This is a genomic window from Pseudomonas sp. P179 (genome assembly GCF_000478485.2).
Taxonomy (GTDB): Bacteria; Pseudomonadota; Gammaproteobacteria; order Pseudomonadales; family Pseudomonadaceae; genus Pseudomonas; species Pseudomonas aeruginosa.
In genome coordinates this window covers 1753559-1777679 of record NZ_KI517354.1, presented here as the reverse complement: position 1 = coordinate 1777679, position 24121 = coordinate 1753559, and the positions used below count along the sequence as shown (strand labels likewise).

At 65.4% G+C, this 24121-nt stretch carries 24 protein-coding genes; 16 read left to right on the top strand and 8 right to left on the bottom strand.

What is annotated here, in order from left to right; all coding sequences use genetic code 11:
- The first annotated feature begins 64 nt into the window (after nucleotides 1-64).
- From HMPREF1224_RS20835 to ispD, 5 genes are all read left to right on the top strand, one after another.
- Complete coding sequence (locus HMPREF1224_RS20835; RefSeq protein ID WP_003092366.1) at nucleotides 65-1693, top strand: CTP synthase; 1629 nt, start codon at nucleotides 65-67, stop codon at nucleotides 1691-1693.
- Between the two features lie 2 nt (nucleotides 1694-1695).
- A complete protein-coding gene (gene kdsA, locus HMPREF1224_RS20830) occupies nucleotides 1696-2541 on the top strand; it encodes a 3-deoxy-8-phosphooctulonate synthase (protein ID WP_003092365.1) in 846 nt (281 codons plus the stop codon).
- 45 nt (nucleotides 2542-2586) lie between these two features.
- A complete protein-coding gene (gene eno / locus HMPREF1224_RS20825; RefSeq protein WP_003092364.1) occupies nucleotides 2587-3876 on the top strand; it encodes a phosphopyruvate hydratase in 1290 nt (429 codons plus the stop codon).
- 64 nt (nucleotides 3877-3940) lie between these two features.
- Nucleotides 3941-4225, top strand: a complete 285-nt coding sequence (ftsB, locus tag HMPREF1224_RS20820; protein WP_003098569.1) for a cell division protein FtsB — start codon at nucleotides 3941-3943, stop codon at nucleotides 4223-4225.
- Between the two features lie 19 nt (nucleotides 4226-4244).
- A complete protein-coding gene (gene ispD / locus HMPREF1224_RS20815; protein ID WP_003092359.1) occupies nucleotides 4245-4949 on the top strand; it encodes a 2-C-methyl-D-erythritol 4-phosphate cytidylyltransferase in 705 nt (234 codons plus the stop codon).
- 60 nt (nucleotides 4950-5009) lie between these two features.
- Here ispD and yedF read toward each other — a convergent pair whose 3' ends face one another.
- The 3 genes from yedF to gfnR form a co-directional block, all read right to left on the bottom strand.
- Nucleotides 5010-5258, bottom strand: a complete 249-nt coding sequence (yedF, locus tag HMPREF1224_RS20810; RefSeq protein WP_003092358.1) for a sulfurtransferase-like selenium metabolism protein YedF — start codon at nucleotides 5256-5258, stop codon at nucleotides 5010-5012.
- Nucleotides 5224-6450, bottom strand: coding sequence for a selenium metabolism membrane protein YedE/FdhT (gene yedE, locus HMPREF1224_RS20805; protein ID WP_010793358.1), 1227 nt, complete (start codon nucleotides 6448-6450; stop codon nucleotides 5224-5226). Before yedE ends, yedF begins: the two co-directional genes overlap by 35 nt.
- Before the next feature lie 75 nt (nucleotides 6451-6525).
- On the bottom strand, nucleotides 6526-7434 hold the full coding sequence (gfnR, locus tag HMPREF1224_RS20800; protein ID WP_003098564.1) for a glutathione-dependent formaldehyde neutralization regulator: 909 nt from the start codon (nucleotides 7432-7434) through the stop codon (nucleotides 6526-6528).
- Between the two features lie 131 nt (nucleotides 7435-7565).
- On the opposite strand from gfnR, the gene HMPREF1224_RS20795 reads away from it, so the two are divergent.
- The 8 genes from HMPREF1224_RS20795 (at nucleotide 7566) to rpoS (ending at nucleotide 14644) form a co-directional block, all read left to right on the top strand.
- Nucleotides 7566-8678 (top strand): S-(hydroxymethyl)glutathione dehydrogenase/class III alcohol dehydrogenase, encoded by a 1113-nt coding sequence (locus HMPREF1224_RS20795; RefSeq protein ID WP_003092351.1) that lies wholly within the window; start codon nucleotides 7566-7568, stop codon nucleotides 8676-8678.
- Nucleotides 8679-8731: 53 nt separating this feature from the next.
- Nucleotides 8732-9583, top strand: a complete 852-nt coding sequence (gene fghA, locus HMPREF1224_RS20790; RefSeq protein WP_003113869.1) for an S-formylglutathione hydrolase — start codon at nucleotides 8732-8734, stop codon at nucleotides 9581-9583.
- Nucleotides 9584-9653: 70 nt separating this feature from the next.
- Nucleotides 9654-10127, top strand: coding sequence for a 2-C-methyl-D-erythritol 2,4-cyclodiphosphate synthase (ispF, locus tag HMPREF1224_RS20785; protein ID WP_003098560.1), 474 nt, complete (start codon nucleotides 9654-9656; stop codon nucleotides 10125-10127).
- Entirely contained in the window at nucleotides 10124-11191 is a 1068-nt protein-coding gene (truD, locus tag HMPREF1224_RS20780; protein WP_004345456.1) for a tRNA pseudouridine(13) synthase TruD, read from the top strand. The genes ispF and truD overlap by 4 nt, the downstream gene beginning before the upstream one ends.
- A complete protein-coding gene (surE, locus tag HMPREF1224_RS20775) occupies nucleotides 11179-11928 on the top strand; it encodes a 5'/3'-nucleotidase SurE (protein ID WP_003092341.1) in 750 nt (249 codons plus the stop codon). The genes truD and surE overlap by 13 nt, the downstream gene beginning before the upstream one ends.
- Before the next feature lie 32 nt (nucleotides 11929-11960).
- Entirely contained in the window at nucleotides 11961-12596 is a 636-nt protein-coding gene (locus HMPREF1224_RS20770) for a protein-L-isoaspartate(D-aspartate) O-methyltransferase (RefSeq protein ID WP_003098558.1), read from the top strand.
- Nucleotides 12597-12641: 45 nt separating this feature from the next.
- Nucleotides 12642-13535: a peptidoglycan DD-metalloendopeptidase family protein gene (locus tag HMPREF1224_RS20765; protein WP_003143263.1), complete on the top strand. Its 894-nt coding sequence runs from the start codon at nucleotides 12642-12644 to the stop codon at nucleotides 13533-13535.
- A gap of 104 nt (nucleotides 13536-13639) precedes the next feature.
- Nucleotides 13640-14644: an RNA polymerase sigma factor RpoS gene (gene rpoS, locus HMPREF1224_RS20760; protein ID WP_003113871.1), complete on the top strand. Its 1005-nt coding sequence runs from the start codon at nucleotides 13640-13642 to the stop codon at nucleotides 14642-14644.
- Between the two features lie 426 nt (nucleotides 14645-15070).
- Here rpoS and fdxA read toward each other — a convergent pair whose 3' ends face one another.
- The 3 genes from fdxA to HMPREF1224_RS20745 form a co-directional block, all read right to left on the bottom strand.
- Complete coding sequence (fdxA, locus tag HMPREF1224_RS20755) at nucleotides 15071-15394, bottom strand: ferredoxin FdxA (protein ID WP_003119354.1); 324 nt, start codon at nucleotides 15392-15394, stop codon at nucleotides 15071-15073.
- A gap of 66 nt (nucleotides 15395-15460) precedes the next feature.
- The gene (mutS, locus tag HMPREF1224_RS20750; RefSeq protein ID WP_003113873.1) at nucleotides 15461-18028 is read right to left on the bottom strand and encodes a DNA mismatch repair protein MutS; all 2568 of its coding nucleotides are present in this window, start codon (nucleotides 18026-18028) and stop codon (nucleotides 15461-15463) included.
- 125 nt (nucleotides 18029-18153) lie between these two features.
- A complete protein-coding gene (locus HMPREF1224_RS20745) occupies nucleotides 18154-19161 on the bottom strand; it encodes a TolB family protein (RefSeq protein ID WP_010793357.1) in 1008 nt (335 codons plus the stop codon).
- A gap of 147 nt (nucleotides 19162-19308) precedes the next feature.
- Here HMPREF1224_RS20745 and HMPREF1224_RS20740 point away from each other — a divergent pair, with 147 nt between their 5' ends.
- From HMPREF1224_RS20740 to recX, 3 genes are all read left to right on the top strand, one after another.
- Nucleotides 19309-19815, top strand: a complete 507-nt coding sequence (locus tag HMPREF1224_RS20740; protein ID WP_003092262.1) for a CinA family protein — start codon at nucleotides 19309-19311, stop codon at nucleotides 19813-19815.
- A gap of 133 nt (nucleotides 19816-19948) precedes the next feature.
- Nucleotides 19949-20989 carry a recombinase RecA gene (gene recA / locus HMPREF1224_RS20735; RefSeq protein ID WP_003092260.1) on the top strand — a complete coding sequence of 347 codons (1041 nt, stop codon included), beginning with the start codon at nucleotides 19949-19951 and terminating at the stop codon, nucleotides 20987-20989.
- A gap of 5 nt (nucleotides 20990-20994) precedes the next feature.
- The gene (gene recX / locus HMPREF1224_RS20730) at nucleotides 20995-21456 is read left to right on the top strand and encodes a recombination regulator RecX (RefSeq protein ID WP_003098485.1); all 462 of its coding nucleotides are present in this window, start codon (nucleotides 20995-20997) and stop codon (nucleotides 21454-21456) included.
- Nucleotides 21457-21477: 21 nt separating this feature from the next.
- Here recX and HMPREF1224_RS20725 read toward each other — a convergent pair whose 3' ends face one another.
- On the bottom strand, nucleotides 21478-22548 hold the full coding sequence (locus tag HMPREF1224_RS20725; protein ID WP_003092255.1) for an LOG family protein: 1071 nt from the start codon (nucleotides 22546-22548) through the stop codon (nucleotides 21478-21480).
- Between the two features lie 82 nt (nucleotides 22549-22630).
- The gene (locus tag HMPREF1224_RS20720) at nucleotides 22631-24034 is read right to left on the bottom strand and encodes an MBL fold metallo-hydrolase RNA specificity domain-containing protein (protein ID WP_003098484.1); all 1404 of its coding nucleotides are present in this window, start codon (nucleotides 24032-24034) and stop codon (nucleotides 22631-22633) included.
- Between the last annotated feature and the right edge of the window lie 87 nt (nucleotides 24035-24121).

Sequence of the window (24121 nt, the reverse complement as noted above, 5' to 3'; positions counted from 1 at the left end):
TGGCCTCCCTTCTCCGAATCCCCGGCGGTTGATCCCGCCTAAACGCTGACTTCTAGGGTTTTTCATGACGCGCTACATCTTCGTCACGGGTGGTGTTGTTTCTTCATTGGGGAAAGGCATCGCTTCGGCTTCTCTGGCTGCGATCTTGGAAGCGCGTGGCCTGAAGATCACGATGCTCAAGCTGGACCCTTACATCAACGTGGACCCGGGCACCATGAGCCCGTTCCAGCACGGTGAGGTCTTCGTGACCCAGGACGGCGCCGAGACCGACCTGGACCTGGGCCATTACGAGCGCTTCGTTCGTACCACCATGACCCAGAACAACAACTTCACCACCGGCCGCGTCTACATGGACGTGTTGCGCAAGGAACGCCGCGGCGACTACCTGGGCGCCACCGTGCAGGTGATCCCGCACATCACCGACGAGATCAAGCGGCGCATCATCAAGGGCGCCGGCGATGCCGACGTCGCCCTGGTGGAGATCGGTGGCACCGTCGGCGACATCGAGTCGCAGCCGTTCCTCGAGGCGATCCGCCAACTGCGCGTCGAGATCGGCGCCAAGCGCGCGATGCTGATGCACCTGACCCTGGTCCCGTACATCGCCACCGCCGGCGAGACCAAGACCAAGCCGACCCAGCACTCGGTCAAGGAGCTGCGCTCCATCGGCCTGCAACCGGACGTGCTGGTCTGCCGTTCCGACCACCCGATCGACGTCTCCTCGCGGCGCAAGATCGCGCTCTTCACCAACGTCGAGGAGCGCGCGGTGATCGCCCTGGAAGACGTCGACACCATCTACCGTATCCCGTCGGTGCTGCATGCCCAGGGCCTGGACGACATCGTCGTCGAGCGCTTCGGCCTGGAGTGCGGGCAGGCCGACCTGTCCGAATGGGACCGGGTGGTCGATGCCAAGCTCAACCCCGAGCGTGAAGTCACCATCGCCATGGTCGGCAAGTACATGGAACTGCTGGACGCGTACAAGTCGCTGATCGAGGCGATGACCCACGCCGGCATCCAGAGCCGCACCAAGGTCAACCTGCGCTACATCGACTCCGAAGACATCGAGCAGCAGGGCACCAGCCTGCTGGAAGGTGTCGACGCCATCCTGGTCCCGGGCGGCTTCGGCCTGCGCGGCGTGGAAGGCAAGATCAGCACCGTGCAGTACGCCCGCGAGAACAAGATCCCCTACCTGGGCATCTGCCTGGGCATGCAGGTCGCGGTCATCGAATACGCCCGCAACGTGCTCGGCTGGAGCGACGCCAACTCCACCGAGTTCGACAAGTCCAGCGGCCATCCGGTGGTCGGCCTGATCACCGAATGGCAGGACGCGACCGGCGCCACCGAGATCCGCACCGAAGCTTCCGACCTGGGCGGCACCATGCGCCTGGGCGCCCAGGAGTGCCAGCTGCAGACCGGCACCCTGGTGCACGACTGCTATGCCAAGGACGTGATCGTCGAGCGCCATCGTCATCGCTACGAAGTGAACAACAACCTGCTGCCGCAACTGGAACAGGCCGGCCTGAAGATTTCCGGCCGCTCCGGCGACGGCGCCCTGGTGGAAGTGGTCGAGGCCCCGGAGCATCCGTGGTTCGTCGCCTGCCAGTTCCACCCGGAGTTCACCTCCACACCGCGTGATGGCCACCCGCTGTTCAGCGGTTTCGTCAACGCCGCGCTGAAATATTCCGGGAAGGCCTGAGCATGGCACAGAAGATCGTTCGCGTCGGCGATATCCAGATCGGCAACGACCTGCCGTTCGTGCTGTTCGGCGGCATGAACGTGCTGGAGTCGCGCGACCTGGCCATGCAGGTCTGCGAAGAATACGTACGGGTTACCGAGAAACTCGGTATCCCCTATGTGTTCAAGGCCAGCTTCGACAAGGCCAACCGTTCCTCGATCCACTCGTTCCGTGGTCCGGGCCTGGAAGAGGGAATGAAGATCTTCGAAGAGATCAAGAAGACCTTCAAGGTACCGGTCATCACCGATGTCCACGAGCCGTTCCAGGCCCAGCCGGTGGCCGAGGTCTGCGACATCATCCAGCTGCCGGCCTTCCTCTCGCGACAGACCGACCTGGTGGTGGCGATGGCCAGGACCAACGCGGTGATCAATATCAAGAAGGCCCAGTTCCTCGCGCCCCAGGAGATGAAGCACATCCTGACCAAGTGCGAGGAAGCCGGTAACGACCGCCTGATCCTCTGCGAGCGCGGCTCCTCCTTCGGTTACAACAACCTGGTGGTCGACATGCTCGGCTTCGGCATCATGAAGCAGTTCGAGTACCCGGTATTCTTCGACGTCACCCACGCCCTGCAGATGCCTGGCGGTCGCGCGGACTCCGCCGGCGGCCGGCGCGCCCAGGTCACCGACCTGGCCAAGGCCGGGCTCAGCCAGAAGCTCGCCGGGCTGTTCCTCGAGGCCCATCCGGACCCCGAGCACGCCAAGTGCGACGGTCCGTGCGCGCTGCGCCTGAACAAACTCGAAGCCTTCCTGTCCCAGCTCAAGCAACTGGACGAGCTGATCAAGAGCTTTCCTGCAATCGAGACTGCCTAGTCTCCTCAGACCGCCCCGTTCATTCACTTCGGAGTGTTAACAAGAATGGCAAAGATCGTCGACATCAAGGGCCGTGAGGTCCTGGACTCCCGCGGCAACCCTACCGTTGAAGCGGACGTGATCCTGGACAACGGCATCGTCGGCAGCGCCTGCGCGCCTTCCGGTGCTTCCACCGGTTCCCGCGAGGCCCTCGAGCTGCGCGATGGCGACAAGAGCCGTTACCTGGGCAAGGGCGTGCTGAAAGCCGTGGCCAACATCAACGGCCCGATCCGCGACCTGCTGCTGGGCAAGGACGCGGCCGACCAGAAAGCCCTCGACCACGCGATGATCGAGCTGGACGGCACCGAGAACAAGGCCAAGCTGGGCGCCAACGCGATCCTCGCGGTGTCCCTGGCTGCCGCCAAGGCCGCCGCACAGGCCAAGGGCGTACCGCTGTACGCGCACATCGCCGACCTCAACGGCACTCCCGGCCAGTACTCCATGCCGGTGCCGATGATGAACATCATCAACGGCGGCGAGCATGCGGACAACAACGTCGATATCCAGGAATTCATGGTCCAGCCGGTCGGCGCGAAGAACTTCGCCGAGGCGCTGCGCATGGGCGCCGAGATCTTCCATCACCTCAAGGCCGTGCTGAAGGCCCGTGGCCTGAACACCGCCGTCGGTGATGAAGGCGGCTTCGCGCCGAACCTGTCGTCCAACGAAGACGCCCTGGCCGCCATCGCCGAGGCCGTCGAGAAGGCCGGCTACAAGCTGGGCGACGACGTGACCCTGGCCCTGGACTGCGCCTCCAGCGAGTTCTTCAAGGACGGCAAGTACGACCTGGAAGGCGAAGGCAAGGTATTCGACGCCGCCGGTTTCGCCGACTACCTGGCCGGCCTGACCCAGCGCTACCCGATCATCTCCATCGAGGACGGCATGGACGAGTCCGACTGGGCCGGCTGGAAAGGCCTGACCGACAAGATCGGCGCCAAGGTCCAACTGGTCGGCGACGACCTGTTCGTGACCAACACCAAGATCCTCAAGGAAGGCATCGAGAAGGGCATCGGCAATTCGATCCTGATCAAGTTCAACCAGATCGGTTCGCTCACCGAGACCCTGGAGGCCATCCAGATGGCCAAGGCCGCCGGCTATACCGCGGTGATCTCGCACCGCTCCGGCGAAACCGAGGACTCGACCATCGCCGACCTGGCCGTGGGTACCGCCGCCGGTCAGATCAAGACCGGTTCGCTGTGCCGCTCCGACCGCGTGTCCAAGTACAACCAGTTGCTGCGCATCGAAGAGCAACTGGGCGCCAAGGCGCCGTACCGTGGTCGCGCGGAATTCCGCGGCTGAGCCTAGTCTGGTACGGTGAAGGGGTGGCAAGAGCCACCCCTTTTCTTCTCAAGGAGTTCGAGGCTTGAGGTTACGTAGCCCCTACTGGCTGTTCGTGGTGCTGATCCTGGCGCTGGCGGGCCTGCAATATCGCCTGTGGGTCGGCGATGGCAGCCTGGCGCAGGTGCGCGACCTGCAGAAGCAGATCGCCGACCAGCATGGCGAGAACGAGCGCCTGCTGGAGCGCAACCGGATTCTCGAAGCCGAAGTCGCCGAGCTGAAGAAAGGCACCGAGACCGTCGAGGAGCGTGCGCGGCACGAGCTCGGCATGGTCAAGGACGGCGAAACCCTCTACCAGCTCGCCAAGTGAGCTGACGACCCTTCTCCCGATGACGACTTCCGACCTTCCCGCCTTCTGGACGGTGATCCCCGCCGCCGGCGTGGGTTCGCGCATGCGCGCCGACCGCCCGAAGCAATATCTCGATCTTGCCGGTCGCACCGTGATCGAGCGCACCCTCGATTGTTTCCTCGAACACCCGATGCTCAGGGGCCTGGTGGTCTGCCTGGCCGAGGACGATCCCTACTGGCCCGGGCTGGACTGCGCCGCCAGCCGGCATGTGCAGCGCGCCGCCGGGGGCGCCGAGCGCGCCGGCTCGGTGTTGAACGGCTTGCTGCGCCTGCTGGAGTTGGGGGCACAGGCCGACGACTGGGTGCTGGTGCATGACGCCGCGCGGCCGAACCTGACCCGCGGCGACCTCGACCGCCTGCTCGAAGAACTCGCCGAAGATCCGGTCGGCGGGCTGCTGGCGGTGCCGGCGAGGGACACCCTCAAGCGCTCCGACCGCGACGGCCGGGTCAGCGAAACCATCGACCGCTCGGTGGTCTGGCTGGCCTATACGCCGCAGATGTTCCGCCTCGGCGCCCTGCACCGGGCGCTGGCCGATGCGTTGGTGGCCGGCGTGGCGATCACCGACGAGGCTTCGGCGATGGAGTGGGCCGGCTATGCGCCGAAGCTGGTGGAAGGGCGCGCCGACAACCTGAAGATCACCACCCCGGAAGACCTGCTGCGCCTGCAGCGCAGTTTTCCGCACTGAACCCTGGCACAAGAAAGCCGACCCGAGGGTCGGCTTTCTTGTCGTTGCTGGCTCGCTCGTTCAGCTTTCCAGCGGCACCTCTATGAGGAAGCGGAACAGCGCGCCATGCTGCTCCACCGCCAGGCATTTGTAGCCCTGGCGCTGGGTATCTTCGGGAATCCCGTGGACCGATTGCGAGCAGTCGGTGACCACTTCCAGGCGTTCGCCCGGCTGCATGGTCGCCAGGGTTTCCAGGGTGGCGATGGCGTTGTACGGGCAATGTTCGCCGCGCAGGTCAAGCGACAGGGTCGGTTTGTCGGTCTGGCTCATGGTTCGGTTTCCGCGGTCGGGTGAATCGGGAGGCGTTCAGTTGCACCAGCAGCAGGCACAGGGCCAGGCCGGCGAAGGTCAATAGCAGGCCGTTGCCGGGCCCGAAGCTTTCCAGCAGGTTGAGCTTGGGATAGGGCAGGGCGAGGCGGGTGCCCAACTGGTCCCAAAAGATCGCCACCAGGGTTCCGCCGATGACGTTGCCGATGCCGACCACCCAGAAGTGCACCTGGCCCTCCATCGAGCGGTACATCCAGCCGGTCTCGCAACCGCCGGCGAGGACGATGCCGATGCCGAAGAGAATGCCGCCGATGATCGCATTCGGGCCCATCCAGAAGATCTTCGGCGCGACGCCCAGGCGGATCGCGGCGAAGGTACCGATGCAGGCGGCCGCCATGCCGAGCAGGATGCCGAAGGCGGCGCGGGTCCGGCCGGTGGTCCAGAGGTCCCGTGCGGCGCTGGTGAAGCAGATCTGCGCGCGCTCGATCAGGCCGCCGAACAGCAGGCCGAACAGGCAGGCCATGCCCAGCACCAGCGATACCTCGAAGCGCCAGGCGGCGAACAGCGCGGCGAGCGCCAGCACCGCCAGGCCCAGGCGGGCCTGCAGGCGTGCGCGTCGGGCCAGGCTTTCGGCGCTGGGCAGGGCGCTGGCCGTGGCGCCGACTTTCAGCGGTGTGCGCAGGAACGGCAGCAGGCTGATCTTCACGCCGATCCAGGCGCCGCCGACGGTGGCGAACATGAAGGCCCAGGCGTGCAGGGAAAACATCGGGATACCGGTGAAGAACGCCGCCAGGTTGCAGCCCATCGCCAGGCGCGCGCCGAAGCCGGCGACGATACCGCCGACCAGGCCCTGCAGCAGGCGACGTTTGCTGGTCGGCCAGCGCAGGCTGACGTTGCCGGCCCAGAGGGCGCAGCACAGGGCGCCGAGTAACATGCCGATGATCATCACTCCGTCGATCCGGTCCAGCGGCGTGCCTTGAAGGCCGATCAGCCTGAAGTAGCTCCAGTCCTGTGGCTGGTAGCCGAACCAGGACAGCACGTGGCCGCCCCAGCGGGTGAATTCGCCGGTCACCGCCCAGAAGGTGCCGGTGAGCGCGAAGTAGTAGGCGGAGGCGACGCCGAGGGCGACCAGCGCCGGCAGCGGCGACCAGAACCTCACCAGGTAGCGTTGGCGAAACGCATTGAAGGCAGACATGCGACTTCCTTGAATCGATAGCGGGTGGAACGGGAAACCGCCAAGTCTATCGCAGCGGTGAATCGCCTTACTGCTTCAGCGCAGGTTTTTCTCCCCGGCGAGTCCCGGATGGGATTGCGCCAGGCCTTCCTTGAGATAGTCCACCAGTTGCCTGACTTTCGGCGACAGGTGCCGCTGCTGCGGGTACAGCGCCCATACCGCGGTATTCGGCGGCTGGTGGCCTTCCAGCAGGGAGACCAGGCGGCCGCTGCGCAGATGCTCGATCACATAGTAGTCGGGCAGCTGGCACAGGCCGAAGCCGCGCAGGGCGGCGTCGAGCACCGCCTGGCCGCTGTTGCAGCGCCAGTTGCCCTGGACCCGGTGCTGGGTTTCCCGGCCGTCCTCGAGGAAGCTCCACAGGTCGCTGCTGCCGATCAGGCAGTTGAACTGGCCGAGTTCCGCCGGCGACTGCGGAGTGCCGTGGCGGCGCAGGTATTCCGGGGTGGCGCAGAGGTACATGACGCGTGGTGCCAACCGTGTGGCGACCAATCGCGAATCGCTCAGGCGGCCGAGGCGGATGGCCAGGTCGAAGCCCTCGTGGAGCAGGTCCAACTGGCGGTTGGACAGCTCGATGTCGACCCGCAGTTGCGGATAGTCGGCCATGAAGGCATTCACCAGCGGCACGATGAAACGTTCGCCGTAGGCTACCGCGCAGGTCATGCGCAGCAGGCCCTTGGGCTCCGCGGAGAGGTCGCTGACCGCGCGCAGGGCTTCGTCGCGGGCGTCCTGCAGGCGCTGGCAATGTTGCAGGAAGGTCTGTCCGGCTTCGCTCAGCGATACTCGCCGGGTGCTGCGGTAGAGCAGGCGGGTCTGCAGGCGCTCCTCCAGGCGGGCGACCTGGCGGCTGATGTGCGACGAGGAAACGCCCATGCGTTCGGCTGCCGCGGTGAACTGCCCGGTTTCGGCGACAGCGACGAATTCGTCGAGTCCTTCCCAGCGATTCATCTGGATTGTCCCTGTATGGCAATAATGTTTTGATTATTGCCTGATTATTCCTTGAAACGCGGTTTTCTACACTTTCCGTTTCAGTGGGTCGCTTAGCGGCCCGCCGGCTTCCATCGTTCAGGAGTTCCCAGATGATCAAGTCCCGTGCCGCCGTCGCCTTCGCCCCCAACAAGCCGTTGGAAATCGTCGAGGTGGATGTGGCGCCGCCGCAGAAGGGCGAGGTACTGGTGCGCATCGTCGCCACCGGCGTCTGCCATACCGACGCGTACACCCTGTCCGGCCAGGATTCCGAGGGGGTGTTCCCGTGCATCCTGGGCCACGAAGGTGGCGGTATCGTCGAAGCGGTGGGCGAGGGCGTGACCTCCCTGCAGGTGGGCGACCATGTCATCCCGCTCTACACCGCCGAGTGCGGCAAGTGCAAATTCTGCCTGTCCGGCAAGACCAACCTCTGCCAGGCCGTGCGCGCCACCCAGGGCAAGGGCCTGATGCCCGACGGCACCAGCCGTTTCTCCTACAAGGGCGAGCCGGTCTTCCACTACATGGGCTGCTCGACCTTCTCCGAATACACCGTGCTGCCGGAAATTTCCCTGGCGAAGATTCCCAAGGATGCCCCGCTGGAGAAGGTCTGCCTGCTTGGCTGCGGCGTCACCACCGGGATCGGTGCCGTGCTGAACACCGCCAAGGTGGAAGAGGGCGCTACCGTTGCCATCTTCGGCCTGGGCGGCATCGGCCTGGCAGCGATCATCGGGGCGAAGATGGCCAAGGCCGCGCGCATCATCGCGGTCGACATCAACCCGGGCAAGTTCGATATCGCCAGGGAACTGGGCGCCACCGACTTCATCAATCCGAAGGACTACGACAAGCCGATCCAGGACGTCATCGTCGAACTGACCGATGGCGGCGTCGACTACTCCTTCGAGTGCGTCGGCAACGTGCAGTTGATGCGCGCCGCGCTGGAATGCTGCCACAAGGGCTGGGGCGAGTCGGTGATCATCGGTGTCGCCGGTGCCGGCCAGGAAATCAGCACCCGGCCGTTCCAACTGGTCACCGGCCGCGTCTGGCGCGGTTCGGCGTTCGGCGGGGTGCGCGGGCGCAGCGAGCTGCCGAGCTATGTCGAGAAGGCGCAGAAGGGCGAGATCCCGCTGGATACCTTCATCACCCACACCATGGGGCTGGAGGACATCAACGAGGCCTTCGAGCTGATGCACGAAGGCAAGAGCATCCGCACCGTCATTCATTACTGACAAGCCGTCGCGGCGGGCCCTGCGGCTCGCCACGACCGTTTCACGGAGGTCACGTGAAGGATTCCCTCGAACTGATCGGCAGCCAGAAGACCTTCGGCGGCTGGCACCAGCGTTACCGTCATTTTTCCCGGACCCTGAACTGCGAGATGGTCTTCGCCATCTACCTGCCGCCCCAGGCCGAGCCGGAGGCGGCGCTGCCGGCCCTGTACTGGCTGTCCGGGCTGACCTGTACCGACGAGAACTTCATGCAGAAGGCCGGCGCCCAGCGGGTCGCCGCCGAACTGGGATTGGTACTGGTGGCGCCGGATACCAGCCCGCGCGGCAGCGGTGTCCCCGGCGATCCCGACGGCGCCTGGGACTTCGGCCTGGGCGCAGGCTTCTACCTGAACGCCACGCAGGAGCCCTGGGCCGCGCACTACCGCATGCACGACTACGTGGTGCACGAGTTGCCGGCGCTGATCGAGGCGCATTTCCCGGTGTCCCGGCGGCGCGGCATTAGCGGGCACTCGATGGGTGGGCATGGCGCGCTGGTTTGCGCGCTGCGCAACCCGGGGCGCTACCTGTCGCTGTCGGCCTTCGCGCCGATCTGCCATCCGAGCGATTGTCCCTGGGGCCAGAAGGCGTTCTCCCGCTACCTGGGCGAGGACCCGGCGGCCTGGCGCGAGTGGGATGCCTGTGCGTTGCTCGAGGGTGCGTCCGAACGCTTGCCGATCCTGGTCGACCAGGGCGAGCGCGACGACTTCCTCGCCGTCCAGCTCAAGCCGGAAGCGCTACGCAATGCGGCGGACAAGGCCGGCCACCCGCTGGAGCTGCGTCTGCAACCAGGCTACGACCACAGCTACTACTTCATCGCCAGTTTCATCGAGGATCACCTGCGCCATCATGCCGGGGTTCTCAACGGTTGATCCGCGATACCTGAAGCCTGTCCCGATCCGGGGTAGAATCACGCCCTGATTCCAACCAGGGCGTTTTTTCATGCGAATTGGCCATGGCTACGACGTGCATCGCTTCGGCGAGGGCGACTTCATCACCCTCGGCGGCGTGCGCATTCCCCACAAACATGGGCTGGTCGCCCACTCCGACGGCGACGTGCTGCTGCACGCCTTGTCCGATGCGCTACTCGGCGCGGCGGCGCTGGGCGACATCGGCAAGCACTTCCCGGACACCGACCCGCGGTTCAAGGGCGCCGACAGTCGCGCGCTGCTGCGACACGTGGTCGCCATCGTCGCCGAGAAGGGCTGGAAGGTCGGCAACGTCGACGCCACCATCGTCGCCCAGGCGCCGAAGATGGCGCCGCACATCGAGACCATGCGCGGGTTGATCGCCGAGGACCTCGGCGTCGCGGTCGACCAGGTCAACGTCAAGGCCACCACTACCGAGCGGCTAGGTTTCACCGGACGCGAAGAGGGCATTGCTGTACATGCGGTCGCTTTGCTGATGGCCCGATGAGCGTTCTCGGCGAACTCGACCTGCTCGGGCCGCGCGCCCATGGGGCAGCCTGCGGCGAGGCGGTGCTCAAGGCCGTGGCCGAGGACTTCCAGGTCGACGAGGTGCTGGACATTCCCCTCAGCGGTGAAGGCGAGCACCTCTGGTTGTGGGTGGAAAAGCGCGGATTGAACACCGAGGAGGCGGCCCGTCGCCTCGGCCGCGCCGCCGGCGTGCAGCAGAAGAACGTCAGCTACGCCGGGTTGAAGGACCGCCAGGCCCTGACCCGGCAATGGTTCAGCCTGCACCTGCCGGGCAAGGCCGATCCCGACCTGGGCGCAGCCGAGGGCGCGGACCTGCGGATTCTTCGCCGCACCCGTCATTCGCGCAAGTTGCAGCGAGGCGCGCATGCCGCCAACGGCTTCACCCTGCGTCTGACCGGGCTGCGGGCGGAGCGTGCCGTTCTCGACGCGCGCTTGGAACGTATCGCCGCGGACGGCGTGCCCAACTATTTCGGCCTGCAACGCTTCGGCCACGGCGGCGGCAACCTGGTCGACGCGCGCAGTTGCGCGGAACAGGACCTGCTGCCGGCAAACCGCAACCTGCGTTCGCGCTTCCTTTCCGCCGGGCGCAGCTACCTGTTCAATCGCCTGCTCGCCGAGCGGGTCGCGGAGGGTAGCTGGAACCGGGCAGCGGTCGGCGACCTGCTGGCCTTCACCGACAGCCGCAGCTTTTTCCTCGCTGGCGAGGAAGAATGCCGCGATGCCCGTCTGGCCGCCCTCGACCTGCACCCCACCGGACCGCTCTGGGGCGAGGGCGATCCGCCGAGCGGCGCCGGCGTCCTCGAACGCGAGCTGGCCCTGGCCGGGAGCGAGCCGGCGCTCTGCCGCTGGCTGGCGAAGGCGGGCATGGCGCACGAACGGCGCATCCTGCGGCTCCCCATCCAGGGGCTGGCGTGGCATTATCCCGAACCTGATGTTCTGCAACTGGAATTCGTCCTGCCGGCCGGTTGTTTCGCCACCGTAGTGGTGCGTGAAATCCTCGACCTGGTACCGACAGGGCAGACGGAAAACCCATGCGCATACTGATTGCCAACGACGACGGGGTGACCGCACCCGGTATCGCCGCGCTTTACGACGCGCTGGCGGATCATGCCGATTGCGTAGTGATCGCCCCCGACCAGGACAAGAGCGGCGCCAGCAGTTCCCTGACGCTGGACCGCCCGCTGCACCCGCAGCGCCTGGACAACGGATTCATCAGCCTCAACGGCACGCCGACCGACTGCGTGCACCTGGGCCTGAACGGCTTGCTGGAGGAATTGCCGGACATGGTGGTCTCGGGTATCAACCTGGGCGCCAACCTCGGCGATGACGTCCTCTATTCCGGTACCGTGGCGGCGGCCATCGAAGGGCGCTTCCTGAAGGGGCCGGCCTTCGCCTTCTCGCTGGTCTCGCGGTTGACGGACAACCTGCCCACCGCCATGCACTTCGCCCGCCTGCTGGTCTCCGCCCACGAGCGCCTGGCCGTGCCGCCGCGTACCGTGCTCAACGTCAATATCCCGAACCTGCCGCTGGATCGCGTACGTGGTATCCAACTGACCCGCCTCGGGCACCGCGCCCGTGCCGCCGCACCGGTGAAGGTGGTCAATCCGCGCGGCAAGGAAGGCTACTGGATCGCCGCGGCCGGCGATGCCGAGGATGGCGGGCCGGGGACGGATTTCCACGCGGTCATGCAAGGCTACGTGTCGATCACTCCGTTGCAGCTGGACCGTACCTTCCACGAAGCCTTCGGCGGCCTCGACGAGTGGCTGGGAGGACTGACGTGATGTCCGAAGACCTGCATCGCCGGGGTATCGGCATGACCTCCCAGCGTACCCGAGAGCGCCTGATCCAGCGCCTGTACGAAGAAGGCCTGTCCAACGCCCACGTGCTCGAGGTGATCCGCCGCACGCCGCGTCATCTGTTCGTCGACGAGGCGCTCTCGCATCGCGCCTACGAAGACACCGCCCTGCCGATCGGCCACAACCAGACCATTTCCCAGCCGTTCATGGTGGCGCGGATGACCGAGTTGCTGCTGGCGGCCGGCCCGCTGGACAAGGTCATGGAGATCGGTACCGGGTCCGGCTACCAGACCGCGGTGCTGGCGCAACTGGTCGAGCGGGTCTTCTCCGTCGAGCGGATCCAGGCGTTGCAGGACAAGGCCAAGGAGCGTCTTGCGGAGCTAAACCTGCGTAATGTTGTCTTTCGTTGGGGCGATGGTTGGGAAGGCTGGTCGGCGTTGGCTCCCTACAATGGAATCATCGTCACCGCGGCGGCCACGGAAGTCCCGCAGTCGTTGCTGGACCAGTTGGCCCCGGGGGGCCGTCTGGTGATCCCGGTCGGTGGCGGCGAGGTCCAGCAACTGATGCTGATCGTCCGCACCGAGGACGGGTTCAGCCGCCAGGTACTCGACTCGGTACGTTTCGTCCCGCTGCTCAACGGCCCGATCGCCTGAGCCGGCGGCCGGCGTCGCCGGCCCGATTGAACGAAAGCGAAGAAGATGGATAAGGGGGAAGGATTGAGGCTAGCAGCGACCCTGCGGCAATGGACTCGGCTCTATGGTGGCTGCCACCTGTTGCTTGGGGCCGTCGTCTGTTCCCTTCTCGCCGCCTGTTCGTCGTCGCCTCCCGGCGGGGTCAAGGTCGTCGATCGCAACGGTTCCGCGCCTGCCGCTGCGCGGCGTACGCCGGTCACCAGCGGGCAGTACATCGTACGCCGCGGCGACACCCTGTATTCCATTGCCTTCCGCTTCGGCTGGGACTGGAAAGCCCTGGCCGCGCGCAATGGCATCGCGCCGCCCTATACCATCCAGGTCGGTCAAGCTATCCAATTTGGTGGGCGGGCATCGGCGCAACCGTCCGTCGCGAAAAACACGCCGGTCGTCGCTGCGCCCGTGGCGACCAAGCCTACCCCGGTTCCACCCGCAGTTAGTACGTCGGTACCTGCCAAGCCCGCACCGGCTCCGGCCTCGACCACGACCCCACCCAGCAGCGGCGCGACTCCCGTCGTCGCGGGGCCTGCGGTGGGGGGGTGGGCATGGCCCGCGAGCGGTACTCTGATCGGCCGTTTTGCCTCAAACGGAAGTTTGAATAAAGGGATTGATATAGCCGGTCAATTGGGCCAGCCTGTCCTGGCTGCGTCTGGTGGGACCGTTGTATACGCCGGTAGTGGTTTGCGGGGCTACGGCGAGTTGGTCATCATCAAACACAACGAGACCTACGTGAGTGCCTACGGTCACAACCGCAGGCTGCTGGTGCGGGAAGGGCAACAGGTCAAGGTAGGGCAATCGATTGCCGAGATGGGCTCCACAGGAACCGATCGGGTGAAGCTGCACTTCGAGATTCGCCGCCAGGGTAAGCCTGTCGATCCACTGCAATATTTGCCACGTCGCTGACCGGGAGTTCGCCCGCCCACATCATGTAGGTGAGCGGGTCCGGGCGTGTCCAGCGGGAAAGGAATCGCCCGGGCTTGAGTCGAACTCATGCAAGGGATAACGACATGGCACTCAAAAAAGAAGGGCCGGAGTTTGACCACGATGATGAAGTGCTCCTCCTGGAGCCCGGCATCATGCTGGACGAGTCGTCTGCCGACGAGCAGCCTTCTCCCCGGGCAACTCCAAAAGCCACCACTTCCTTCTCTTCCAAACAACACAAGCACATCGACTACACGCGCGCGTTGGACGCAACGCAGCTGTATCTCAACGAAATCGGTTTCTCGCCCCTGTTGACGCCCGAAGAGGAAGTCCACTTCGCTCGTCTGGCGCAGAAGGGCGATCCCGCTGGTCGGAAGCGGATGATCGAGAGCAACCTGCGGTTGGTGGTGAAGATCGCCCGGCGCTATGTCAATCGCGGACTGTCCCTGCTCGACCTGATCGAGGAAGGCAACCTAGGCCTGATCCGCGCCGTGGAGAAGTTCGATCCGGAGCGCGGATTCCGGTTCTCGACCTACGCCACCTGGTGGATCCGCCAGACCATCGAGCGGGCCATCATGAACCAGACCCGGACCATTCGCTTGCCGATCCATGTGGTCAAGGAGCTCAACGTCTACCTGCGTGCGGCGCGGGAACTGACCCACAAGCTCGACCACGAACCTTCACCCGAAGAAATCGCCAACCTGCTGGAGAAGCCGGTCGCCGAGGTCAAGCGCATGCTCGGCCTGAACGAACGGGTGACTTCGGTGGACGTCTCTCTTGGTCCGGACTCGGACAAGACCCTGCTGGATACGCTCACCGACGATCGCCCCACCGACCCGTGCGAGCTGCTGCAGGATGACGATCTCAGCGAAAGCATCGACCAGTGGCTGACGGAACTCACCGACAAGCAGCGTGAGGTGGTGATTCGCCGCTTCGGCTTGCGCGGGCACGAAAGCAGCACGCTGGAAGAGGTCGGCCAGGAAATCGGCCTGACCCGCGAGCGGGTTCGTCAGATCCAGGTCGAGGCGCTGAAGCGCCTGCGGGAGATTCTGGAGAAGAATGGCCTGTCGAGTGACGCGCTGTTCCAGTGACGGAAAACCTTAGACCCACTGAAGACCCGGCGTTCGCCGGGTTTTTTGTGTCTGCTCTTGTAAGCATTAACTTACACGGCGTGTGAGCCTAAGTAGATAAATGCCCGGGAGGTTTGCCAAAAACGCTCGGTGAATTTAAGTAACTTATTGAAATTAAAGGAATATATTTTTCTAAAATGGCTGCCGAAGAAGCTTCGCTGGGTTTTCTGGCAGGTTGCGGGAGCACTGGGAATCGCTAATATCACTCCTGCGTACAGGGAACACGCAACCCCGAAGGATCGGGGAAGGGACGTCGCCAGGGAGGCGATTCATCAGGATGATGACGAGGGACTGAAGAGTGGGCGGGGTAATACCCCGCCCCTTTTTTTTGCCTGCCGTTTTACTCGTCGCCAAAGAAAAGGCCCGCTGTTTGCGGGCCTTGGCGTATCAGCGCTCCAGATGCTGGAGCTTGCCGGCGACGCCGTCCCATTCCTCGGCGTCGGGCAGGGCATCCTTCTTCTCGGTGATGTTCGGCCAGATTTCCGCCAGCTCGCTGTTCAGCTCGATGAATTCCTGCATGTTCTCCGGCACTTCGTCTTCGGAGAAAATCGCCTGGGCCGGACATTCGGGCTCGCACAGGGCGCAGTCGATGCACTCGTCCGGATGGATGACCAGGAAGTTGGGTCCTTCGTAGAAGCAGTCTACCGGGCAGACTTCCACGCAGTCGGTGTATTTGCACTTGATGCAGTTGTCGGTGACGACGAAGGTCATTTTCTAGTTCTCTCCTCAGGCGGGCGGCTAAGCGCGCGCGATTCTAGCAGCTTGTGCGGTAGTCCGTCAGACCCGCATCTTCCATGCATATAACAGATCGAGAGCTTGCCGCGGGCTGATATCGTCGGGATTGATCCTCGACAATTCATCGATCACCGGGTGCGGCAGGCTGGCGAACAGGTCGCTCTGCATCGGCGAGGCGGGCTTGCCGCTCTGCTGGCTCGGCATCTCGTGCGGCAGGCTGGTGGTTTCCAGGCGCTTGAGGTGTTCGCGGGCGCGCTGGATTACCGGGGCCGGCACGCCGGCCAACTGGGCCACCGCGAGGCCGTAGCTCTGGCTCGCCGGTCCCGGCAGTACATGGTGCAGGAACACGATGCGTTCATTGTGCTCGGTCGCGTTCAGGTGCACGTTGGCTACCGCGGGCTGGCTTTCCGGCAGTACGGTCAGTTCGAAATAGTGGGTGGCGAACAGGGTGAAGGCGCGAGTCCGGGCCAGGTCCTCGGCCGCTGCCCAGGCCAGCGACAGGCCGTCGAAGGTGCTGGTGCCGCGGCCGACCTCATCCATCAGCACCAGGCTCTTGTCGGTGGCGTTGTGCAGGATGTTGGCGGTTTCGCTCATCTCCACCATGAAGGTCGAGCGGCCGCCGGCAAGGTCGTCGGACGAGCCGATGCGGGTGAAGATGCGGTCCACCAGGGACAGCTCGCAGCGTGCAGCCGGAACGAAGCTGCCGATGTGCGCAAGCAGCACGATCAGCGCGGTTTGCCGCATGTAGGTGGATTTACCGCCCATGTTCGGACCGGTGATCACCAGCATCCGGGTGTCGGCATCCAGCGCCAGGTCGTTGGCCACGAACGGTGTCTCCAGCACCTGCTCGACCACCGGATGGCGGCCCTGCTCGATGTGCAGGCAGGTGTGTTCGACGAACCGTGGGCGATTCAGGTCGAGGTTCAGCGCGCGTTCGGCGAGATTCGCCAGCACGTCCAGTTCCGCCAGCGCCGAGGCGCTGTCCTGGAGCGGAGCGAGGTGGCCGATCAGGCGTTCCAGCAGCTCTTCGTAGAGCGCCTTCTCGCGGGCCAGGGCGCGGCTCTGGGCCGACAGCGCCTTGTCCTCGAAGGCCTTCAGTTCCGGCGTGATGAAGCGCTCGGCGCCTTTCAGGGTCTGCCGGCGGATGTAGTCGGCCGGCGCCTGTTCGGCCTGCACCCGTGGCAGCTCGATGAAGTAGCCATGGATGCGGTTGTAGCCGACCTTCAGGTTGGGCAGGCCGGTGCGGGCCTTCTCGCGCGCTTCCAGGTCCATCAGGAATTGCCCGGCGTTTTCGCTCAGCGCCTGCAGCTCGTCCAGCTCGGCGTCATAGCCGGTCTTGATCACGCCACCGTCGCGGATCACCGCTGGCGGGTTGTCGATGATCGCCTTGGCCAGCAGTTCGGCGAGTTCGGGATAGGTGCCGATGGTGGTGGCCAGCGCCTGCAGGTGCGGCGCTTCCAGTTCGGTCATGGCGTTCTGCAGGTCCGGCAGCGCCGCCAGCGCGTCGCGCAGGCGCGCCAGGTCGCGAGGGCGGGCGTTGCGCAGGCCGATGCGGGCGAGGATGCGTTCGAGGTCGCCGATTTCCTTGAGCTGCGGTTGCAGGTTCTCGAAGCGGTAGCGTTCCAGCAGGCAGGCGATGGACTCCTGGCGGGCTTCCAGTACCGCGCGGTCACGCAACGGACGGTTCAGCCAGCGGCTCATCAGGCGGCTGGCCATGGCGGTCTGGCAGCGGTCGACCACCGATTGCAGGGTGTTCTCGCGGCCACCGCTGAGGTTGATATCCAGCTCCAGGTTGCGGCGGCTGGCACCGTCGAGGATCACCGTGTCATCGAGGCGGTCGTGGCGCAGGCTGCGCAGGTGCGGCAGGGCGGTACGCTGGGTTTCCTTGGCGTAGGCGAGCAGGCAGCCGGCGGCGCCGATGGCCAGGGTCAGGTTCTGGCAGCCGAAGCCTTTCAGGTCCTGGGTGCCGAATTGCTGGCAGAGGCTCTTGTGCGCCGAGTCGCGATCGAAGTCCCATGGCGCGCGGCGACGTACGCCGCGGCGCTTCTCCGCCGGCAGGCCCTGTGGCCAGTCGTCTGGAATCAGCAGCTCGGCCGGGTTGAGGCGCTCCAGTTCGGCCAGCAGGGTTTCCCAGCCTTTTATCTCCTGGACGCTGAAGCGGCCGCTGGTGATGTCCAGCACGGCGAGGCCGAACAGGCGCTCGTCGCCGAGGATCGCCGCCAGCAGGTTGTCGCGGCGTTCGTCGAGCAGCGCCTCGTCGCTCACCGTGCCGGGGGTGATGATCCGCACCACCTGGCGCTCCACCGGCCCCTTGCTGGTGGCCGGGTCGCCGATCTGCTCGCAGATCGCCACCGACTCGCCGAGCTTGACCAGCTTGGCCAGGTAGCCCTCCGCCGAATGGAAGGGAATGCCTGCCATCGGGATCGCCTTGCCGCCGGACTGGCCGCGTGCGGTCAGGGTGATGTCGAGCAGTTTGGCGGCCTTCTTCGCGTCCTCGTAGAACAGCTCGTAGAAGTCGCCCATGCGATAGAACATCAATTGGTCGGGGTGCTGATGCTTCAGTTTGAAGTACTGCTGCATCATCGGCGTGTGCTGGGAGAGGTCGGTCATACGGGCCTTCGGAAGCGGGCTTTGGACGGTGCAAAAGAGGGTAATGTTAACCCGATTCGCCGGCCTGTGTCGGGTCCGTTCGGAACCGGCGCGGACCCTCAGGTCCGTGCCTGTGCGGGCTGCTTTCAGCGTGCCGCGGTATAGCTGGCGCCGAGCTTCTGCCGACCGTCGGGCAGGTTGATCTGCGCCGGGTCGAGACGCCAGACCCGCGCCGCGGCGATGTCGCCGAGGAGCAGGCTGTAGGTCGGGTCGAACGAAGTGCTGGAGAAGATCAGGTAGTCCTCGTTCACCGGCGCGGCGTCGGAATTGTCGCCCTGGCAGTGGTTGAGCGGCAGGATCGCCGGGGTGCCGGGCGGGCTGTTGGGTACGACCATGGCCAACTGGTCGTTGCCGGCCGGCTGGGTACGCGAGAGGAAGTAGGCGGTGTAGTCGCGTACCACCGGGTAATAGTCGCGGCCCCCCGCGGCCGGGGTGGCGAGGGCGCAGACCTGGCCGTTCTCCAGGTTCCTGTGCACCACCCGCAGGCTGTCGCCGGCTCCTGTCGCGTAGACCACGTACTTGCCTGAGGGTGTGAGGAACGGCATCGACTCCTCGGTGCTCCAGCCGTCGCCGGTCACGGCTTTCCAGGCGCTCACGCCGACGCTGCCATCGCCATTGAAGACCAGGGTGGCGAGGCGGATGTCGCCCTCGTGCTTGAGCACGACCTGGCGGCCGTCGAAGGAGAACTTCGGATCCTCGTTGCGACCGCCGATGGCCGCGGTCAGGTTGCTCGGCGCCTGGGTACCGCCGATGGCCCAGGCGAACACGTGCCAGGCGCCATTCTGGCGGCCCATGAAGGTCAGGTAGCGGCCGTCCGGGGAGAAATGCGCATTCATCGGGTCCTCGATGTTCCAGCCGGGCTGGTTGAGCTGGCGGGTGCTCTTGCTCTTGAAATCGTGCAGGTAGAGGTTCGAGGAGCCGTCCCCGTACTCCATATAGCTGTGGTAGACCAGGCGCCCGCCGAGCGCGGGCAGGCTGCTGGCGGGTTGCAGGGCCAGGTTGGCGGTGCAGGCCGCATGGGCGGGGAGGCTGGCAACGGGGGAGAGGAGCAGGGCGAGGGAGAGCAGAGAGACCTTGAGTGGCGCGATGTTCATGGGGTGCCTTTCCTTGGACGGTGATGGAACACGCATGTTCGCGCATTCGCTGCCTTCGCGCGGTTGCGCTTGTCCGAAAGCTGCTTCTGAATGGAAAAGCCGATGGTGTAGGGTAGTCCCTTTCCGTTTCTACCCTGGAGAACAGTGATGACCCTGATGGAGTCCGACCTGACCGCACTGGCCGCCCGCCTCGGCGAAAGCCTTCGTTACCTGGGCGAGCAGGTCAGCACGGCGGAATCCTGCACCGGTGGCGGCATCGCCGAGGCGATCACCCGCATCCCGGGGAGTTCGGGCTGGTTCGAGGCTGGCTACGTGACCTACTCGAACCGCCAGAAGACCCTCCAGCTGGAGGTGCCCGAGTCGCTGTTCCCGGCAGTCGGCGCGGTCAGCCGGGAAGTGGTCGAGGCCATGGTGCGCGGCGCCCAGCGGCACAGCGGGGCGCGTTTCGCGGTGGCGGTGAGCGGTGTCGCCGGGCCCGACGGCGGCTCGCCGGAAAAGCCGGTAGGCACGGTCTGGCTGGCCTGGGCCGACGGCGAGCGGCTGGTCAGTGAGCGCTGCCAGTTCAACGGCGACCGCGACGCCGTGCGCCGGCAGACGGTGGCGACCGCGCTGACCGGCCTGCTGCGCATGAGCAACGGCGAGAACCCGGGCTAGCCGCGCCTGCGGGCAACCGTTCGGAACATTCTTCCCGTCGGGGGTAGGCGAGCGACTTGCCCTGTGGAATAATACTGTCTACTTATACAGTTGTTCGTGGCCGTCCGGCCGCCCTGACTTCGCGAGGACTTCAATGGACGAGAACAAGAAGCGCGCCCTGGCCGCGGCCCTGGGACAGATCGAACGCCAATTCGGCAAAGGCGCGGTCATGCGCATGGGCGACCATGAGCGCCAGGCGATCCCGGCCATCTCCACCGGCTCCCTGGGTCTGGACATCGCCCTCGGCATCGGCGGCCTGCCCAAGGGCCGGATCGTCGAGATCTACGGTCCGGAATCCTCGGGCAAGACCACCCTGACCCTCTCGGTGATCGCCGAGGCCCAGAAACAGGGCGCCACCTGTGCCTTCGTCGACGCCGAGCACGCGCTCGATCCCGACTATGCCGGCAAGCTGGGCGTCAACGTCGACGACCTGCTGGTCTCCCAGCCGGACACCGGCGAGCAGGCCCTGGAAATCACCGACATGCTGGTGCGCTCCAACGCGGTCGACGTGATCATCGTCGACTCCGTGGCCGCGCTGGTACCCAAGGCCGAGATCGAAGGCGAGATGGGCGACGCCCACGTCGGCCTGCAGGCACGCCTGATGTCCCAGGCGCTGCGCAAGATCACCGGCAATATCAAGAACGCCAACTGCCTGGTCATCTTCATCAACCAGATCCGCATGAAGATCGGCGTCATGTTCGGCAACCCGGAAACCACCACCGGCGGTAACGCACTGAAGTTCTACGCCTCGGTCCGCCTGGACATCCGTCGTACCGGCGCGGTGAAGGAAGGCGACGAGGTGGTGGGTAGCGAAACCCGCGTCAAGGTGGTGAAGAACAAGGTTTCCCCGCCGTTCCGCCAGGCCGAGTTCCAGATCCTCTACGGTAAGGGCATCTACCGTACCGGCGAGATCATCGACCTGGGCGTGCAATTGGGCCTGGTCGAGAAGTCCGGCGCCTGGTACAGCTACCAGGGCAGCAAGATCGGCCAGGGCAAGGCGAACGCCGCCAAGTACCTGGAAGACAATCCGGAAATCGGTTCGGTACTGGAGAAGACCATTCGCGACCAGTTGCTGGCCAAGAGCGGCCCGGTGAAGGCCGACGCCGAAGAAGTGGCTGACGCCGAAGCCGATTGAGGCCAATGGCGATCGTGCTCGATACGCCCGTCGCCGTGCGGCGGGCGGCCATGGATCTGCTGGCGCGCCGTGAGCACGGGCGCGCCGAGCTTTCCCGCAAGTTGCGCCAGCGTGGCGCGTCTGCCGAGTTGATCGATCCTGCCCTCGACCGCCTGGCCGAGGAAGGTCTGCTCGACGAATCCCGCTATCTCGAAAGCTTCATCGCCAGTCGCGCCCGTAGCGGCCATGGGCCGTTGCGCATCCGTGAGGAACTGGCGCAACGCGGTCTGCCGCGCGCCGATATCGAAAGGGCGCTGGGTGCCTGCGAGGTCGACTGGAGTGCGCAATTGCGTGAGGTCTGGCGCCGCAAGTTCGCCCGCCTGCCGCAGGACGCCAGGGAAAAGGCCCAGCAGGGCCGCTTCCTGGCGTACCGGGGTTACTCCATGGAGTCGATCAGCCGCCTGTTGAACGGCCGCAGCGACGATTGAGCGCGTGCCGGAGCGGCAGCTTCAGTCCCAGTTTTCCGGCAGGTTGATGTAGTCCAGCAATTCCCGCAGCCGCCCCTGGTCGCGCCCGTTGAACACGAAGGCGAGGCGGGTCAGGTTGCGGAACTCCGGTTCGTCCTGTTCCTGCTCGCTGTAGGCCTGCTGCTGGAAGCCGCCGCTCAGGCAGAGGCTGGCGAAGTGTTCGTGCAGGTGCGCCAGCGCGGCTTCGTTCAGGGCGTGGTTCAGGCGAATCACGAAAGTGCCTTTCAGCCAGCGGCTGGAGTGGAAATTACGGTAGAACTGGGCGATTTCCTTCACCGCGTCTTCGGCCGAATGCACCAGGCGCATCAGGCGCATGTCGGCCGGCAGGATATAGTGATTCTCCAGCAACTGTTCCTGCATGAACTCCAGGGCGTGTTCCCAGTAGCGGCCGCCCGGCTGGTCGAGCAGCACGATCGGCACCAGCGGACTCTTGCCGGTCTGTACCAGGGTCAGCACTTCCAGTGCCTCGTCTAGGGTGCCGAAGCCGCCGGGGCAGAGCACCAGGGCGTCGGCTTCCTTGACGAAGAACAGCTTGCGCAGGAAGAAAAAGTGGAACGACAGCAGGTTGCCGCTGCCGTCCACCGTATGGTTGGCGTGCTGCTCGAAGGGCAGGGTGATGTTGAAGCCCAGGCTGTTCTCCAGCCCGGCGCCTTCGTGGGCGGCGGCCATGATGCCGCCGCCGGCGCCGGTGATCACCATCAGGTCGTAGCGGGCCAGTTCCTCGCCCAGCTTGCGCGCCAGGGCATAGACCGGATGTTCGACTGGCGTGCGCGCCGAGCCGAACACGGTGACCTTGCGTCGCCGCTTGAACTGCTCGAGGACGCTGAAGGCATGCTCCATCTCGCGCAGGGTCTGCAGCATGATCTTGGCGTCCCAGCGGTTGCGGTCGGCCTGGGCCATGCGCGTCACGGTGAAGAGCATCTCGCGGTAGAGCGCGAGATTGGGGCTGTCGCCGGGAGCCGCAAGGGCCGCCAGTTCGTCGACCTTCCGCGCCAGGTCGGTGCCGCTGGTCTGGAAGTGCCGGGAAAGATAGTCATCGGCTTCGTAGGGCATTCGCATACTCCTTCTACAACCACCCTGGACAGGCGGTCATCCGCATACTGCCACGGACTGCGTGACAGTTGCGGACGGCGGCTCAGATCTCGATGCGTTCGCCGGGTTCCGGTATCTCGGCATCCCAGTCGAGACGCTCGCGGATCGCGCCCTGCAGCGCTTCCATCTTTTCCCGCTCGCCATGTATCAGGTATAGCGCTGGACGGTGGGCGAAGTGACCGACCCAGTCGAGCAGCTGCGATTGCCCGGCGTGGGCGGAGAAGCCGCCGAGGGTATGGATCTGCGCCTTGACCGCGATGCGCTGGTGGAACACGCGAACCGCGCTGGCGCCGTCGACGATGTTGCGGCCCAGGGTGCCGCGCGCCTGGAAGCCGGGGAATACCACATGGCATTCCGGGCGCCAGAGGTTGTGCTTGAAGTGATGGACGATACGGCCGCCGGTGCACATGCCGCTGCCGGCGATGATGACCGCGCCGCTCTTGATCCGGTTGATCGCCATCGACTCGTCGGCGCTGCGGGTGACGCGCAGCACCGGCAGCCATTCCTCCAGGCGGGTGGTGCCGGTGCCGCGAATGTACTCGCGGTCGCGGTCGTCGAACTCGTTGCTGTGGCGCAGGTAGATGCCATTGGCACGGGCGGCCATCGGGCTGTCGAGGAATACCGCCTGTTGCGGCAGGCGGCCCTCCTGGTAGAAGCGGCCGAGGTAGTAGAGCAGGTCCTGGGTGCGACCGACGGCGAACGACGGGATCAGCACGTTGCCGCCGTCGCGATGCGCCTGGTCGAGAATCGCCGCCAGTTCCTCCAGGGTGTCGTTGCTGTCGCGGTGATCGCGATCGCCGTAGGTGGATTCGAGCATCACCACGTCGGCCCGGCTCAGCGGCGAGGGCGCTCGCATCAACGGCGAGCAGGTGTTGCCGAGGTCGCCGGAAAACACCAGGCGGCGCGGTTGCACCTGGTCGTGGAATTGCACTTCGACGATCGACGAGCCGAGGATGTGCCCGGCGTTGTGAAAGGTCACCCGCACGCCACGAGCGACCGCCACGGTGCTGCCGAGGCTGATCGGCCGGCGCAGCTTGAGCGCGCGTTCGGTGTCGGCCTGGGTATACAGCGGCTTGATGCTCGGCTTGCCGATCCGGTTGCGCCAGCGGTTCTCCCACTCGGCGTCCTTTTCCTGGATGTGCGCGGAGTCCAGCAGCATGAGTTCCAGCAGTTCGCAGGTGGCCTCGGTGGCGAAGATCGGGCCCTTGAAACCCTCGGCCGCCAGGCGCGGCAGCAGGCCGCTGTGGTCCAGGTGGGCGTGGGAGATGACCACCGCGTCGATGCTCGCGGGATCGAAGGGGAAGGGCGCGCGGTTGCCGTTGTCGGCTTCGCGGCGCCCCTGGCGCATGCCGCATTCGAGCAGGACCTTCACGCCATCGAGGGTTTCCAGCAGATAACAGGAGCCAGTGACCTCCTGGGCGGCGCCTAGAAACGTCAGTGATGCCATCGAGCCTCCTCCGTCAGAGCTCTGTCGACACCCCGATACCTTTCGGGGATCGTGGAATGCCATGGAACCTTCGTACAGGGCCAGGGT

Bases quoted from the DNA above. Each gene is read 5' to 3' on its own strand.
- HMPREF1224_RS20835 (WP_003092366.1), top strand. From the start codon at position 65: ATGACGCGCTACATCTTCGTCACGGGTGGTGTTGTTTCTTCATTGGGG.
- kdsA (WP_003092365.1), top strand. From the start codon at position 1,696: ATGGCACAGAAGATCGTTCGCGTCGGCGATATCCAGATCGGCAACGAC.
- eno (WP_003092364.1), top strand. From the start codon at position 2,587: ATGGCAAAGATCGTCGACATCAAGGGCCGTGAGGTCCTGGACTCCCGC.
- ispD (WP_003092359.1), top strand. From the start codon at position 4,245: ATGACGACTTCCGACCTTCCCGCCTTCTGGACGGTGATCCCCGCCGCC.
- yedF (WP_003092358.1), bottom strand. From the start codon at position 5,258: ATGAGCCAGACCGACAAACCGACCCTGTCGCTTGACCTGCGCGGCGAA.
- yedE (WP_010793358.1), bottom strand. From the start codon at position 6,450: ATGTCTGCCTTCAATGCGTTTCGCCAACGCTACCTGGTGAGGTTCTGG.
- gfnR (WP_003098564.1), bottom strand. From the start codon at position 7,434: ATGAATCGCTGGGAAGGACTCGACGAATTCGTCGCTGTCGCCGAAACC.
- HMPREF1224_RS20795 (WP_003092351.1), top strand. From the start codon at position 7,566: ATGATCAAGTCCCGTGCCGCCGTCGCCTTCGCCCCCAACAAGCCGTTG.
- ispF (WP_003098560.1), top strand. From the start codon at position 9,654: ATGCGAATTGGCCATGGCTACGACGTGCATCGCTTCGGCGAGGGCGAC.
- truD (WP_004345456.1), top strand. From the start codon at position 10,124: ATGAGCGTTCTCGGCGAACTCGACCTGCTCGGGCCGCGCGCCCATGGG.
- surE (WP_003092341.1), top strand. From the start codon at position 11,179: ATGCGCATACTGATTGCCAACGACGACGGGGTGACCGCACCCGGTATC.
- HMPREF1224_RS20770 (WP_003098558.1), top strand. From the start codon at position 11,961: ATGACCTCCCAGCGTACCCGAGAGCGCCTGATCCAGCGCCTGTACGAA.
- HMPREF1224_RS20765 (WP_003143263.1), top strand. From the start codon at position 12,642: ATGGATAAGGGGGAAGGATTGAGGCTAGCAGCGACCCTGCGGCAATGG.
- rpoS (WP_003113871.1), top strand. From the start codon at position 13,640: ATGGCACTCAAAAAAGAAGGGCCGGAGTTTGACCACGATGATGAAGTG.
- fdxA (WP_003119354.1), bottom strand. From the start codon at position 15,394: ATGACCTTCGTCGTCACCGACAACTGCATCAAGTGCAAATACACCGAC.
- mutS (WP_003113873.1), bottom strand. From the start codon at position 18,028: ATGACCGACCTCTCCCAGCACACGCCGATGATGCAGCAGTACTTCAAA.
- HMPREF1224_RS20745 (WP_010793357.1), bottom strand. From the start codon at position 19,161: ATGAACATCGCGCCACTCAAGGTCTCTCTGCTCTCCCTCGCCCTGCTC.
- HMPREF1224_RS20740 (WP_003092262.1), top strand. From the start codon at position 19,309: ATGACCCTGATGGAGTCCGACCTGACCGCACTGGCCGCCCGCCTCGGC.
- recA (WP_003092260.1), top strand. From the start codon at position 19,949: ATGGACGAGAACAAGAAGCGCGCCCTGGCCGCGGCCCTGGGACAGATC.
- recX (WP_003098485.1), top strand. From the start codon at position 20,995: ATGGCGATCGTGCTCGATACGCCCGTCGCCGTGCGGCGGGCGGCCATG.
- HMPREF1224_RS20725 (WP_003092255.1), bottom strand. From the start codon at position 22,548: ATGCCCTACGAAGCCGATGACTATCTTTCCCGGCACTTCCAGACCAGC.
- HMPREF1224_RS20720 (WP_003098484.1), bottom strand. From the start codon at position 24,034: ATGGCATCACTGACGTTTCTAGGCGCCGCCCAGGAGGTCACTGGCTCC.